The organism is Martelella sp. FLE1502 (assembly GCF_053484255.1).
On sequence record NZ_JBAKFQ010000015.1, the window covers coordinates 78,281 to 92,054 of the forward strand.

The 13,774-nt window shown below is 62.9% G+C and carries 13 protein-coding genes; 7 read left to right on the top strand and 6 right to left on the bottom strand.

Features of this window, described 5'->3' with window-relative positions; translation table 11 throughout:
- Nucleotides 1-18: 18 nt before the first annotated feature.
- From V6767_RS14145 to V6767_RS14165, 5 genes are all read right to left on the bottom strand, one after another.
- A complete protein-coding gene (locus V6767_RS14145; protein ID WP_448474065.1) occupies nt 19-2,985 on the bottom strand; it encodes a diguanylate cyclase in 2,967 nt (988 codons plus the stop codon).
- A gap of 174 nt (nt 2,986-3,159) precedes the next feature.
- Nucleotides 3,160-4,143 carry an iron exporter MbfA gene (mbfA, locus tag V6767_RS14150; RefSeq protein WP_448430440.1) on the bottom strand — a complete coding sequence of 328 codons (984 nt, stop codon included), beginning with the start codon at nt 4,141-4,143 and terminating at the stop codon, nt 3,160-3,162.
- A 66-nt stretch (nt 4,144-4,209) separates the two neighbouring features.
- Nucleotides 4,210-4,920 carry an NAD-dependent deacylase gene (locus tag V6767_RS14155; RefSeq protein WP_448474066.1) on the bottom strand — a complete coding sequence of 237 codons (711 nt, stop codon included), beginning with the start codon at nt 4,918-4,920 and terminating at the stop codon, nt 4,210-4,212.
- Nucleotides 4,921-4,966: 46 nt separating this feature from the next.
- A complete protein-coding gene (locus tag V6767_RS14160) occupies nt 4,967-5,527 on the bottom strand; it encodes a transglutaminase-like cysteine peptidase (protein WP_448474101.1) in 561 nt (186 codons plus the stop codon).
- 148 nt (nt 5,528-5,675) lie between these two features.
- On the bottom strand, nt 5,676-6,485 hold the full coding sequence (locus tag V6767_RS14165) for an alpha/beta hydrolase (protein ID WP_448474067.1): 810 nt from the start codon (nt 6,483-6,485) through the stop codon (nt 5,676-5,678).
- 223 nt (nt 6,486-6,708) lie between these two features.
- On the opposite strand from V6767_RS14165, the gene infC reads away from it, so the two are divergent.
- The 7 genes from infC (at nt 6,709) to ubiG (ending at nt 13,115) form a co-directional block, all read left to right on the top strand.
- Nucleotides 6,709-7,245, top strand: a complete 537-nt coding sequence (infC, locus tag V6767_RS14170; RefSeq protein WP_448430932.1) for a translation initiation factor IF-3 — start codon at nt 6,709-6,711, stop codon at nt 7,243-7,245.
- A 209-nt stretch (nt 7,246-7,454) separates the two neighbouring features.
- Complete coding sequence (gene rpmI / locus V6767_RS14175) at nt 7,455-7,655, top strand: 50S ribosomal protein L35 (RefSeq protein WP_448474068.1); 201 nt, start codon at nt 7,455-7,457, stop codon at nt 7,653-7,655.
- Nucleotides 7,656-7,699: 44 nt separating this feature from the next.
- Entirely contained in the window at nt 7,700-8,104 is a 405-nt protein-coding gene (gene rplT, locus V6767_RS14180) for a 50S ribosomal protein L20 (protein ID WP_448430448.1), read from the top strand.
- 128 nt (nt 8,105-8,232) lie between these two features.
- The gene (gene pheS, locus V6767_RS14185; protein WP_448474069.1) at nt 8,233-9,315 is read left to right on the top strand and encodes a phenylalanine--tRNA ligase subunit alpha; all 1,083 of its coding nucleotides are present in this window, start codon (nt 8,233-8,235) and stop codon (nt 9,313-9,315) included.
- Nucleotides 9,312-9,734, top strand: a complete 423-nt coding sequence (locus V6767_RS14190; RefSeq protein WP_448474070.1) for an ASCH domain-containing protein — start codon at nt 9,312-9,314, stop codon at nt 9,732-9,734. The genes pheS and V6767_RS14190 overlap by 4 nt, the downstream gene beginning before the upstream one ends.
- 72 nt (nt 9,735-9,806) lie before the next feature.
- On the top strand, nt 9,807-12,248 hold the full coding sequence (gene pheT / locus V6767_RS14195) for a phenylalanine--tRNA ligase subunit beta (protein WP_448474071.1): 2,442 nt from the start codon (nt 9,807-9,809) through the stop codon (nt 12,246-12,248).
- Between the two features lie 114 nt (nt 12,249-12,362).
- Nucleotides 12,363-13,115 carry a bifunctional 2-polyprenyl-6-hydroxyphenol methylase/3-demethylubiquinol 3-O-methyltransferase UbiG gene (ubiG, locus tag V6767_RS14200; RefSeq protein ID WP_448474072.1) on the top strand — a complete coding sequence of 251 codons (753 nt, stop codon included), beginning with the start codon at nt 12,363-12,365 and terminating at the stop codon, nt 13,113-13,115.
- A 25-nt stretch (nt 13,116-13,140) separates the two neighbouring features.
- Here ubiG and V6767_RS14205 read toward each other — a convergent pair whose 3' ends face one another.
- A complete protein-coding gene (locus V6767_RS14205) occupies nt 13,141-13,674 on the bottom strand; it encodes an SH3 domain-containing protein (RefSeq protein ID WP_448430464.1) in 534 nt (177 codons plus the stop codon).
- Between the last annotated feature and the right edge of the window lie 100 nt (nt 13,675-13,774).

Here is a 13,774-nt window from a genome sequence, read left to right on the forward strand (position 1 = left end):
GTCGGATGAAGGCCGCGCTCAGTCGTTGCCGATGACGCGGTTGCGGCCGGCTTCCTTGGCTTCGTAGAGCCGCTGGTCGGCCTCGGCGATGAAGCGGTCGAGCGTGTCGCCTTCTGCGGGAATGGCGGAATAGTAGCCGATGCTCACCGTCAGCGGCTCGACATTCACCCCATGCTCTACCGGCCGCGCCTCCACCTTGGCGCGCAGGTTTTCGTGAAAAGCGTGGATTTCCTCCGGCCCTCCGGCGATGTGGTAGGCAATGAACTCCTCGCCGCCATAGCGCGCGACCAGATCCTCGGACCTCAGGAAGTGGGACCGGAAGATTGCGGCGAGATGTTTCAGGCAGGCATCGCCGAAAACATGGCCCAGTCGGTCGTTGATCGGCTTGAAGTGGTCGACATCGAGCATTGCCAGGGTAAAGCGCTCGCCATCGCGCTGGCACTGTTCGAAGATCTCTTCGGCGCGGGTAATGAAATAGGTGCGGTTATAGAGCCCGGTCAGGCCGTCAGTGATCGAGGTTTGCTGCAGCAGGTCGTTGGCCGTGTTCAGCGCCCTGTTGAGCAGCCGCAGCTTGCGCACCCAGTAGAGGAAGATGAGGAACACGACGGCGATCAGCGCCGCCGTTGCGAACAGCAGGCGATAGTCGATCGTGCGCTTGAACGGCGCGAGCTTCTGGCGGTTGAGGATGCGGTCGACCTCGGCGGGGTCGAGCCTGGCGATCAGCTTTTCAAAGATAATGCCGAGGACCGGCTGGTCGGCCGCCGTGGCCGCCGCCGCCTGGATGTTTTCGGGTATCCGGCCGGAGATCTTGATGTCGTTGGTATCCATGGCGGCGATCAGATAGACGAGCGTGTCGAGCGGGCCGACCACGGCATCGAGTTCGCCGTCAAGCACGGCATCCAGCCCGTCGCCTTCGCTGTCGAGCTGAACGATCGTGACATCGGGATAGCGCGCCGCAAGCATCGCCGCCGGCGCATGGCTGGAAACCAGGCCGACGCGCTGCCCGGCGAGATCGCGCATGCTTTCCACGAACGGCGCCTGGAGCGGGCTTGCCACCGCGAGCGCAATTTCGAGATAGGCCGGCGCCGTATCGAAGGCGTCTGCCGCGAAATCGGCGTTGACGACGAAAGGCAGGACGTCGCAACCGGCAAGCGCTGGGTCCTTTTCGTTTCTCCCGGCAAGCGGCACCGGCTGGATCCGCCAGGAGAACTCGCCGTTCTCGCCGAGAAGCGTGAGGATATCTGCGACCGCGCCGGTGAATTCGCCGTCGCGCCCGACCATGGTATAGGGCGGCGATTCCGGCTCGACGCATACCCTGAGCGGCCCCCTGTCGCGCAGATAGGCGCGTTCGTCCTCATTGAGCACAGCGCGGTGGCGGTCGATCCCGGCCAGCGGCGGGCCGAGCCAGCGGTTTTCCATCTCCTGCCAGCGCGCGGTCGGGATCGAGACCAGCACGCTGTCGATGATGCTTTGCAGATAGGGATATTTCGGCGAGAGGCCGAAGCGCAGGTCCTCGCGCTCGACGCCGTCCATCAGGAATTCGCCGCCGATCTCGATATTGATCAGACCGTCGCGGCGGATGATCGCATTGCCGTTGCTCAGCGAAATGATGGCCGCGTCGATTTCGCCATCGGCAAGGGCATGCATCAGCGCTTCCTGGCCGTCATATTGGCGCACGTCGTCAAACCGCGCCGAAACCGCCTCGGCATAATAGATGTCGCGGCCGATCCCGATCCGCTTGCCGTCCAGATCGGCGATATCCCGGTAGGGGCCGAAGCCCGAGCGCACGAATACCGCATTGGGGATGCGGTGATATTCCTCCGAAAACAGGGTGTAGTCGCTGCGCGCCTCGGTGCGCGAGATATTGGTGATGATGTCGAGCTCGCCGGCCTTGAACCGCCGCAACAGTTCGGCCCAATTATCATAGACCGGTTCGAAGGAAAGCCCGGTGCTGGCGCTGATATAATGGGCGAGATCGACGGCAAGGCCCTGACCGCGTCCGTTTTCGAGATAGCTGAAGGGCTGGTAATCGATGATGAAGCCGACAGAGAGCGGCGGCGCTTCCTCGATGAAGGCCTGCTCTTCCGGCAGCAGCCTGAGCAGGCCGGCATTCATCGTGCGACCGGTGCGATAGGTCAGCCAGCGCCCGGTAATCTCGTCCAGCGTTTCGGCGGGCAGCGCCAGTACGGCCTTTTGCAGGATCGACGACAGCACCGCGGCATCGCCGGACTGTTCGAGGACGCCGAGGCGGAAATCTTCCAGTGACACCGCTGTCAGCGGCAGCGCGCCGGCGGCGACCACATTGGTGAACCCGTTCTCGCGAATGAAGAAATTGCCGGTCAGTTCGGCTGCGAGCGCGCCGTCGACCCAGCCGAAGGCGACCGCCGCCATCAGATCGCGATAGGTGGCGTATTCCTGAAGCTGGAACCCGGCCTTTTCCAGGGCGCTGGCGTAATAAATGTCGCGGATCACGCCGATCTGGCGCTCTTTCAGCGCATCGAGGTCGGCGAGGTCGCCAAGCGGACGGTCGATGTTTTCGAACACTATCGTGCGGCGCAGGTGGTAGGGCTCGGTAAAGGCGATAAAGGGCTCGCGCTCCTCGGTGAGCGAGATGTCCGCGATCACGTCCAGCCCGCCGCGCCGGAACTGGCCGTAGATTTCCGGCCATGAGCCCAGCCGGACCGCGAAATCAAGTCCGGTCATTGCGGAGATCGCGTCCAGCACATCCACCGACCAGCCCATGATCTTGCCGTTGAGGTAGAAGGAGTAGGGCTCGTTGTCGGCCACGAGCCCGATGCTCGCTACAGGGTTTTCGGCGATATAGGCCCGTTCCTCATCGGTGAGGTCGAGCGGATCGGCCGCAAGCGGGCCGGCGGCAAGGCACGTCATCAACAGGATGAAGGCGAAGACCGGCGTCGCCAGCTTTCGGAAAATGCCTGTCGCCGACGTCGGGCCGCGATTTTCGCTCAGGCTGGTCTCATCCATGCTGCCTTCTCAGTTTATGGCTCACCGCTACAATATCAAATAGCACACAACTGGCCCGCGCCAAGCTTACTTCCGCTGCAAGGCCGTTTTGACATGAAAGGCATGTGAGATTGGCAACAGGTCCGAACGTCGGCGGCGGCCGGATTGGAGGGTCGGGCAGCGGCCCCTCCCGGCTCAGCCGCTACCGATGATCATGCCGGCCGCCAGCACCAGGCCGCCGCCGAGCACGACCTGGAAGGCGGCGCGCATGAACGGGGTTTCCATATATTTGTTCTGGATGAAGGCGATCGCCCAGAGCTCGAAGAACACGATCACGATGGCGATGATCGTCGCGGTCCAGAATTCGGGGATCAGATAGGGCAGCGCGTGGCCGAGCCCGCCGAGCATGGTCATCACGCCCGACGCGATGCCGCGCTTGATCGGCGAGCCGCGACCGGAAAGCTTGCCGTCGTCATGGGCGGCCTCGGTGAAGCCCATGGAAATGCCGGCGCCGACGGCGGCCGACAGACCAATCAGGAAGGTCTGCCAGGTATCCTGGGTGGCGAAGGCGGCGGCGAAGATCGGCGCGAGCGTCGAGACCGAACCGTCCATCAGCCCGGCAAGACCCGGCTGCACCCAGGTCAGCAGGAACTGGCGGTGCTCCTTGGCGGCCTCCTCGTCGCGCACGTCTTCCGGCGCGTGTTTTTCGGTCAGCGTCTCGGCGAGCTCCTCATGCGCCTCCTCGGCGATGGCGAGATCGCCGAGGAGCTTGCGGGTGTCGGCATCCGAAACCTGGTTCATGGCGGCGCGGTAGAAACGCTGGGCCTGTTCCTCCATCAGCACCGCCTGACGGCGGATCTTCTCCAGCGACAGCGTCTTCATCAGCCAGTCGGGGCGGCGTTCTAGGAAGCCGCGTACATGCTCGCGCCGGACCAGCGGAATGTCGTCGCCGAAGCGGCGCTTGAACATGTCGATCAGCATGCGCCGGTGGCTGTCCTCCACCTCGGCCATATCGTCGAAAATCCGGGCGCTGTCGGGAAATTCGCCGCGCAGATGGGCGGCGTAGGCCTTGTATATGCGCGCATCGTCCTCCTCGGAGGAGATCGCAAGCGCCAGCATTTCGGCTTCGCTCAGGGACGAGAAGTCGCGCTTGGCGCGACCAAAGAGGGGCAGGACCATGGGACTGATTCCGGTTTTAGTTTAGAATAATTCTAAGTCGGAAATCGCCGAAGGTCAAATGGGGAATCAGGGTTTCTTGCCGATAAGCCCTGCAACAAAATCGGGAACGGCGGTCGAGGCCGACCCGGTACGGCATTCGCTGAACAGGCTGTTGCCGGTTGCTTCGAGATTGATCTCGACCGTATGCGCGCCCGCGGATGCGGCCGCCGCCACGAAGCCGGCGGCGGGATATACCGTGCCGGAGGTTCCGATCGCCACGAACAGGGCAGCATTTTCCAGCGCGACCTCGATTGCGTCCATATCGTAGGGCATTTCGCCGAACCAGACGATATCGGGGCGCAGCGAGGGGCGGCTGCAGCTTGAGCAGAAACAGTCCCGATCGAGATCACCCTCCCAGTGCTGGTGGCTCCCGCATTCATAGCACAGCGCGGAATCGAGCCGGCCATGCATGTGCAACATCCGCTTCGAGCCGGCGCGTTCGTGCAGGTCGTCGACATTTTGGGTGATCAGCAGGAAATCGCCGTCCCAGGCGTTTTCCAGCGCGGCAAGCGCATTATGGGCGGCATTGGGCGACGCCTTGGCTGCCTCGCGGCGGCGCATATTGTAGAAATCATAAACCAGATCGGGATTTCTGTGAAAGCCCTCAGGGGTCGCGACATCCTCGATGCTGTGCCCCTCCCAGAGCCCGCCCTGATCCCGGAAGGTGGCAAGGCCGGACTCCGCCGATATGCCGGCGCCGGTCAGAACAACGATCGGGGCGGAAGTGTCAATCTTCATGGGTCACGCCTGTCTCGGGCCCCGGGCGCATCGCCCGAGGTTGATGTCAACGCAACGAGGCGACCGGCAGATCGGTTCCGGTTTCGACCTTGACCCAGCGGCCGCTGTCGAAGGAGGCCTGACGCTTGAGGAAGGTATAGGGCGTATCCGACCAGGCGAGCACATCGTCATTCAGATTGTCGAGGATGAAGTCGCCGTCATTGGTGCGCAGCGTCAACACCGCATGGCCTTCGCCGTTGGGCTTGCGGACCACGGTGATCAGCAGATCGGAAGCGGAAATGCCGGCCTTCATCAGGCGGCGACGCTTCTCCAGCACGAAATCTTCGCAGTCACCGGCGCCGCTCACGGGATAGGCCCAGACTTCCTCGCGACCGTAAAGCTCTTCATCGGTCATCGGCTCGATTTCGGCGTTGACCGCGCTGTTGATCGAAACCACCGTCTTCCAGCCGAAATTGGTCAGCCGTGCTGCAATCGTGCTGGCAGTGTGGGGCGCGCAATCGCGCCGGTGCTGTTCGCAGAATTCGAAATGGCCGATCGGCTGGGAGGTAACCCCGCCCACCGGCATGGCCGATGCGGCAAGCGCGGGCGTCGCAAAGCCGAGGCCCATAATGGCGCAGAAAGCCGAGATGATCAGTCTATCCAAACGAGGCACGCTATACCCATCCGCCCTTGAATTCTTAACAAAGAGTTAAGGAGAAATAGGGCGGTGAGTCAATCAGCGTGAGGGGTCGGCGGACCGAGATCTTAAGAAATGGTTAACCGGCGCGGTGTTCAGCCGCCGTCTCAAGAAGGCCGGAAAGCGCGGTCAGCATGCGGGCAATGTCCTCAGGCCGCGAAAGGCGGTGGTCGCCATCCTGCACCAGCGTCAGAACCACATCATCGGCCGGCAGATGCGACATCAGTTTCAGCGCGTGCTTATAGGGCACGTCGGGGTCCTGCTTGCCCTGGATGATGTGCACCGGGCAGCCGGTCTCGATAATGCCGGTCAGGACCATGTTGCGCCTCCCGTCATCGAGAAGGGCGGCGGTATAGATGGTCGGCTCCGGCCCGTAGATCGACTGTTCCTCGAAATAGCCGTTCTCGGCAAGCGCCTTGCACTGGGCGTCCGTCAGCTCCGGCTCGATCAGTTCGCTGGTGAAGTCGGGCGCGGGCGCGAGCAGCAGAAGCCCGTCGATCGCCGGTGCGCCTTCCTTGCCTTTCAACTCCTGCACCGCGCGAAGCGCCAGCCAGCCGCCCATGGACGAGCCGATGATGATGACCCGTTCGGGCGCGGCATGTTCGATTGCCGCGAGTGCATCGGCAAGCCAGCGCGAGATCGTGCCGTCCTTGAATGCGCCTTCGCTCTCGCCGTGGCCGGTATAGTCGAAGCGCAGCATGGAAAGCCCGTTTTCGCCGGCATAGGCGTCGAGCGCCTCCGCCTTGGAACCCAGCATGTCGGAGCCGTAGCCGGAAAACCAGACGAGGGTGGGCGCGTCGTCCCGCCCCTTGCGAAGGCGCATGGCGATCTTGAGTGGCCCGTCGCCATGGTCGATCTCGGTATAGGTCAGCTGGCTGTCTTCGGTCATATTGCTCTCCATCCTCGTCCCGGGCGCCGCCGCGACCCTCAAAACGCCTGCAAACCCGCGCTTTTGGCGATCGGCAGGTGATTTTCTTTTTCCGCTGTGTTATTGACTCATCGGCTGTAACAACCATTTGTGTCCAACACGTGCAAGTTTTTGTGCAGTTGGCGCTTACGCAGCCGAATTTCAACAAGTCGTCGAATTTCAACAATTTGAGGAGACAACGACCATTCGCAGACCCCACAGAGCCGCTCCCCCGACCAAGGAAGGTCCCCGCGCCAACCGTGACATCCGCATCCGCGAAGTCCAGTTGATTGACGAGGACGGGGAGAACAAGGGCGTCGTACTGACTGAAGATGCGTTGAGAATGGCTGAAGAAGCCGGGCTTGATCTCGTCGAGATCGCCCCCAACTCGACGCCGCCCGTTTGCAAGATTCTCGATCTGGGCAAGCTGAAATATGCCAACCAGAAGCGCGCCGCCGAGGCACGCAAGAAGCAGAAGATCGTCGAAGTCAAAGAAATCAAGATGCGTCCCAACATCGACACCCACGACTATCAGGTGAAGATGAAGGCGATGAACAAGTTCTTCGAGGAAGGCGACAAGGTGAAGGTCACGCTCCGCTTCCGCGGGCGCGAAATGGCGCACCAGGAACTGGGCATGAAGCTTCTGTCCCAGGTCAAGGAAGACACCGCCGAAATCGCCAAGGTGGAAGCCGAGCCGAAGCTTGAGGGCCGTCAGATGCTGATGGTGCTTGCGCCGAAATAAGCTTTTCACTGTCGACGAACGATGACGGACCGTCCGGGAATTGTGCCCGTGACGGTCGTTGTCTTTTTGTCGCGACGGAGAGGTTGCACAATAAGGGCAAAGCGCGTATACACGCGCCGTCCGAGCGGGCCGGCAGGGCATGCCGTGTCCGCTCCAAATGCGAAGCCGGGGTTCGTCTCCCGGCGCAATCAATAAAACGGAGTAGCAAAATGCCCAAGATGAAGACGAAATCGTCGGTCAAGAAGCGGTTCAAGGTTACCGCGACCGGCAAGGTGAAGTCGGCAGCCGCCGGCAAGCGCCATGGAATGATCAAGCGTTCCAACAAGTTTATCCGTGATGCGCGCGGCACGATGGTTCTGGCAGATCCGGACGCCAAGATCGTCAAGCAGTTCATGCCTTACAGCAAGTAACGCCCGTACACCCGCACAACAGATAGATTTAAGGAGATCATGATATGGCTCGCGTAAAACGTGGCGTTACCGCCCACGCCAAGCACAAGAAGGTCATCAAGCAAGCCAAGGGCTTCTATGGCCGCCGCAAGAACACCATCCGCACGGCCAAGGCCGCTGTCGACAAGTCCAAGCAGTACGCCTATCGCGACCGCAAGGTAAACAAGCGCAATTTCCGCGCTCTGTGGGTCCAGCGCATCAACGCCGCCGTGCGTGAACACGGCCTGACCTATGGCCGCTTCATCGACGGCCTGAACAAGGCCGGCATCGAAGTCGACCGCAAGGTTCTGTCCGACATGGCGATCCATGAGCCGGAAGCGTTCGCAGCCCTGGTTGCCGCTGCGAAGAAGGGCCTGGAGTACCTCAAGAAAGAAGGTACCGCCAACGAGTTTGAAAGCGCTGTAGCTTAAGCCAGCGCTTCCCGACCTATACGACATTTGGGAAACCCGCGCTGGCAGGACCAGTGCGGGTTTTTCGCATTCAGACGATCACACTTACGGACCGTTATCGGTCCAGGCGGCAGCAGGAAGACGAGAACATGTCCGATCTTGATGATCTGAAGACGAAGCTGATGGACGAGATCGCGGCGGCCTCCGACGAGGCGGCGATCGAGACGGTGCGCGTCAACGCCATCGGCAAGAAAGGCTCGGTGTCGGAGCTTTTGAAGACGCTCGGCAAAATGGACCCGGAGGAGCGCAAGACCCGGGGTGCTGCCATCAACGCGCTGCGCGACGAGGTCGGCACGGCCATCGCCGCCCGCAAGGCGGAGCTGAAGGATGCCGCGATCGAGGCCCGGCTTGCCGCCGAGACCGTGGACGTGACGCTCCCGGTGCGGCCCTCGCCGTCGCTCTCGGGCCGCATCCATCCCGTCAGCCAGGTCATCGACGAGATTACCGCGATTTTCGGTGACATGGGATTTTCGATTGCCGAAGGGCCGGAAATCGAGACCGATTACTATAATTTCACGGCGCTGAATTTTCCGGAAGGTCATCCCGCCCGCGAGATGCACGACACCTTCTTCTTCAATCCGGACGAAAACGGCGAGCGCAAGGTGCTCCGAACCCACACCTCGCCGGTGCAGATCCGCTCGATGGAAAGCCAGGAGCCGCCGATCCGCATCGTCGCGCCCGGTAAGACCTACCGTCAGGATTCGGACGCCACCCACTCGCCGATGTTCCATCAGCTCGAGGGGCTGGTGATCGACAAGACCACCCATGTCGGCCATCTGCGCTGGACGCTGGAGGAATTCTGCAAGGCCTTCTTCGAGGTCGACAGCGTGACCATGCGCTTCCGCCCGTCCTTCTTCCCGTTCACCGAACCGTCCTTCGAGGTCGACATCCAGTGCGACCGCTCCGGCGACCAGGTGAAGTTCGGAACCGGCACGGACTGGATGGAAATTCTCGGCTGCGGCATGGTGCACCCCAACGTGCTGCGTCATTGCGGCCTCGATCCCGATGTCTATCAGGGCTTTGCCTGGGGCATGGGCCTCGACCGCATCGCCATGCTGAAATACGGCATGCCGGATCTCCGCGACTTCTTCGCCGCCGATGAACGCTGGACCAGCCATTACGGCTTCCGCCCGCTGGATATCCCGACGCTGTTCGGCGGTCTGTCGTCATGAGCGAGCTTCCGGAGCGCTACAGGGACGCCGTCCAGTTCGCGTTCGGCGATACGCCGGCGCTGAAGGACGAGCTTCTGGCGCTGGTGCTTGAGGGCAAGAAGACGGCGACCTGCACCGCGCTCAGAGATGTGAAGGACGCGCAGGAGCCGATGCCCGAGATCGGCCGCCGCGATGTGGTGCTCGACGGCGCCGGCAAGCCCGCTGCCGTGATCGAGACCACCGAGGTGACGGTTCGCCGGTTTGACGAGGTCGACGAGGCGTTCGCGCGGGACGAGGGCGAGGGCGACCTGTCGCTCGAATACTGGCGCGATGGCCACGAAGCCTATTTCGCCCGCAATGGCGGCTTCGAGCCGGACATGGAGCTGATCTGCGAACGGTTCCGGCTGGTGGTGACGCTGGGTGACGACGAAAACGCTTGATGAGAACAGAAATCGACGGCTCTGGGTTTATCTATCCGGTTTGCAGTCGAGTGAAATGGCGAGACGAGAGACATGAAATTCACACTGTCCTGGTTGAAGGACCATCTGGAGACCGAGGCTTCGCTTGCGGAAATCTGCGAGCGGCTGACGACGATCGGGCTTGAGGTTGAGGAGGTCGATGACAAGGCGGCCTACAGGCCGTTCACCATTGCCAAGGTGATCGAGGCGAAGCAGCATCCGGATGCCGACAGGCTGCGGGTGCTCACCGTCGATGCCGGGCCGGCGATCAATGGCGGCAAGCCGCTTCAGATCGTCTGCGGCGCGCCGAATGCGCGCACTGGCCTAGTTGGCGCGCTGGCGCTGCCGGGGACCTATGTGCCGGGCATCGATGTGACGCTGTCGGTCGGCAAGATCCGCGGCGTCGAGAGCCAGGGCATGATGTGCTCGGAAAAGGAGCTCGACATGTCGGACAGTCACGATGGCATCATCGACCTGCCTGAGGATGCGCCGGTGGGCGCAAGCTTTGCCGAATATGCAGGGCTGGACGATCCGGTCATCGAGATCAACCTGACGCCGAACCGGCCGGATTGCACCAGCATTTACGGCATCGCCCGCGATCTGGCGGCTTCCGGCCTCGGCACGCTGAAAGCGCCGAAAGCGCCGTCCTTCAAGGTGGAGGGCGACACGCCGGTCGGCCTCACGCTCGATTTCGCGGCGGAAGACAAGCACCTCTGCCCCGGCTTCGCGCTGCGTCTGGTGCGCGGCGTGAAGAACGGGCCGAGCCCGAAATGGATGCAACAGCGCCTGATCGCGATCGGCCTTCGCCCCATCAACGCGCTGGTCGACATCACCAACTACATGACCTTCGATCAGGGCCGGCCGATGCATGTCTTCGATGCGGCCAAGGTCAAGGGCGGGCTTGTGGTGCGCCGGGCGAAGGCAGGCGAAACGCTGCTGGCGCTTGATGAGCGCGAGTATGAATTGAATCATGACAATGTCGTCATCGCCGACGACAACGGCGTCGAATCGATCGGCGGCATCATGGGCGGCGAGCATTCCGGCTGCGACGAGAACACCACCGATGTGCTGATCGAATCGGCGCTGTGGGACCCGATGAACATCGCCCGTTCGGGCCGTGATCTCGGCATCATCACCGATGCGCGCTACCGCTTCGAGCGCGGCGTCGATCCGGAATATATGGTTCCCGGCCTGGAGCGCACCACCGAACTGGTGCTGGAACTCTGCGGCGGCACGGCTGCGGAGAAGAAGGTCGAGGGTTATGACGGCTATGCGCCGAAGATCATCGATTATCCGTTCTCCGAGGTGAAGCGCCTGACCGGCCTCGATGTATCGGCCGATGAAAGCCGCGATATCCTAACCCGCCTTGGTTTCGGCCTCGAAGGCGATGGCGAGACGGCTTCCGTTTCCGTGCCGTCCTGGCGGCCGGATGTGGAGGGCAAGGCCGATCTGGTGGAAGAGGTCATGCGCATCCATGGCGTCGACAAGATCAGGCCCGAACCGCTGCCGGCGGCCGGCGCGGTCAATGAAAAGATCCTGACCACGCTGCAGATCCGCTCGCGCGCGGCCCGGCGCGAGCTTGCCGCGCGCGGCATGATGGAGGCCGTCACCTGGTCGTTCATTCCGGAAGACCAGGCGAGGCTCTTCGGCGGCGGCGCGCCGGCGCTGAAGCTATCGAACCCGATCGCCGCCGACATGTCGGACATGCGCCCCTCCCTGCTGCCCGGACTGCTTTCGGCCGCCCGGCGCAATGCGGCGATCGGCCACGGCGATGTCGCCCTGTTCGAGGTCGCCGCGACCTATGAGAATGACAAGCCGGAAGGCCAGCGCCGCGTTGCCGGCGGCATCCGCCGCGGCACGGCGACGCTTTCCGGCTCCGGGCGGATGTGGTCGAACGGCGAGACCGGGGCGGGCCGTGGAGTCGGCGTGTTCGACGCCAAGGCCGATGCGCTGGCCGTGATCGAGGCCTGCGGCGTGCCGATGGGCAATGTCCAGATCGTCGCCGGCGGGCCGGATTGGTATCACCCCGGCCGCTCCGGCACCATCAAGATGGGCCCGAAGATTGTGCTTGGCCATTTCGGCGAGTTTCATCCCAAGGCGCTGGAAGCGCTCGATGTTTCCGGCAAGCTCGCCGGTTTCGAGATATTCATCGATGCCATGCCGGAGCCGAAGAAGAAGCCGACCCGCACCAAGCCGGCGCTGACGCTGTCGCCGTTCCAGACGGTCACCCGCGACTTCGCCTTCGTGGTCGACCGTACGGTGGAAGCAGGCGCGATCGAGCGCGCGGCGGCGGGCGCCGACCGCAAGCTGATCACCGGCGTCACCGTCTTCGATATCTTCGAGGGCGCGTCGCTTGGCGAGGGCAAGAAGTCGGTCGCCATCGAGGTCGCGATCCAGCCGGCCGAGCGCACGCTGACGGATGAGGATTTCGAGGCGCTGACGAAAAAGATCGTCGCCAATGTCGGCAAATCCACGGGCGGCGTGATCCGGGCATAGGCGGGCGAAGTCAGCCCCGTGCGGGAGGCAGGTGCGCGCATCTGTCTTCCGCCCGCGCCTTGCCGCAGCGCCCCCTCGCCCCTATAACCTTGGGAAACAACCCTGGAGAGACCGATGACCGAGGCTGCCGGCAAGACGACGATCGATGACGCACAGGTCGAGTGGTTCTCGAAGATGGCCGCCGAGTGGTGGAACCCGCACGGCAAGTTCAAGCCGCTGCACAAGTTCAACCCGGTGCGCATCAGCTATATCCGCGAAAAGGCCTGCGGTCATTTCGGCCGCGACGAGAAACTGGCCCGCCCGCTGGAAGGGTTGCGCGTGCTCGATGTCGGCTGCGGCGGCGGGTTGCTGTCGGAGCCGATGGCGCGCATGGGCGCAAGCGTTGTCGGCATCGACCCGGCGGAAAAGAATATCGGAATCGCCAGGACCCACGCCGCTGAAAGCGGCGTGCCGGTGGATTACCGCGCCGTCACCGCGGAAAAGCTTGCCGAGGACGGCGAGAGCTTCGATATCGTGCTCAACATGGAAGTGGTCGAGCATGTCGCCGATGTCGATTTCTTCCTCACGACCTGCGCGTCGCTGGTAAAGCCCGGCGGCATGATGTTCGTCGCCACCATCAACCGCACGCTGAAGGCAGGGGCGCTCGCGATCTTCGCCGCCGAACGGGTGCTGCGCTGGCTGCCGCCCGGCACCCACCAGTATGAAAAACTGGTGCGTCCGGAGGAAATCGAGACGCCGCTGAAGGCGTCCGGCATGACGCCGGTGGAGCGCCAGGGCGTGTTCTACAGCCCGCTGACCGATAGCTGGAACCGCTCGAAGGATACCGACGTCAACTACATGGTGCTTGCGGTGAAGCCGGAGGCCTGAGCGCGCCGGTCGGCCCTGCGCGGCGTCAGTTGAACACTTCGTTCGGATAGACGCCCCAGATATCTTTCTGTCGCATATAGCCGTTGACGCCCTTGACCGAGAGCTCGCACCAGGTGCCGTCGCATTCCTCGAGATGGACGATCACCCCGGGCTCCAGGCTTGCGACATCGCGCGCCGAATCATCCTTGCCGGCCTTCAGCGCCAGAAAATTCTCGCTGTCCGCATTGCCGTCGCGCAGCCAGGGGGCAATCATGGCGTTGCGCTGGGAGGAGAGCACCGAGACATGCATCCAGCCCTCGGTGCCGTCGGCATCGCGCACCTGCCGCCAGACGCTGTATTCCTCGGTGATCTCGACGGGAAGGCCGGGGCGCTTGTAGATCCATTTGGTGGCGTAGTTGAAGCCGGGGCCGACGCGCATGCGGGCGCGATCCGGCTTGATCATGGCAAAACGCGGCAGCGGCCCGCCCGAGGCGCCCTTGCGCTCGGTCTGCGCCATCGCCGGCTCCAGCATGGCGAAGACAAGCAATGTGCAGATCAGCAATCTTGCCAGACGACGCATATGACCTCTTCGAATGCCGTTTTCCCGGCCTGTTGTTGTTCTGTTCGCGCGGGTTTGCAGCCACGCGCCTGCCCTTCAACGAGGGATTTACGTGTCCGAC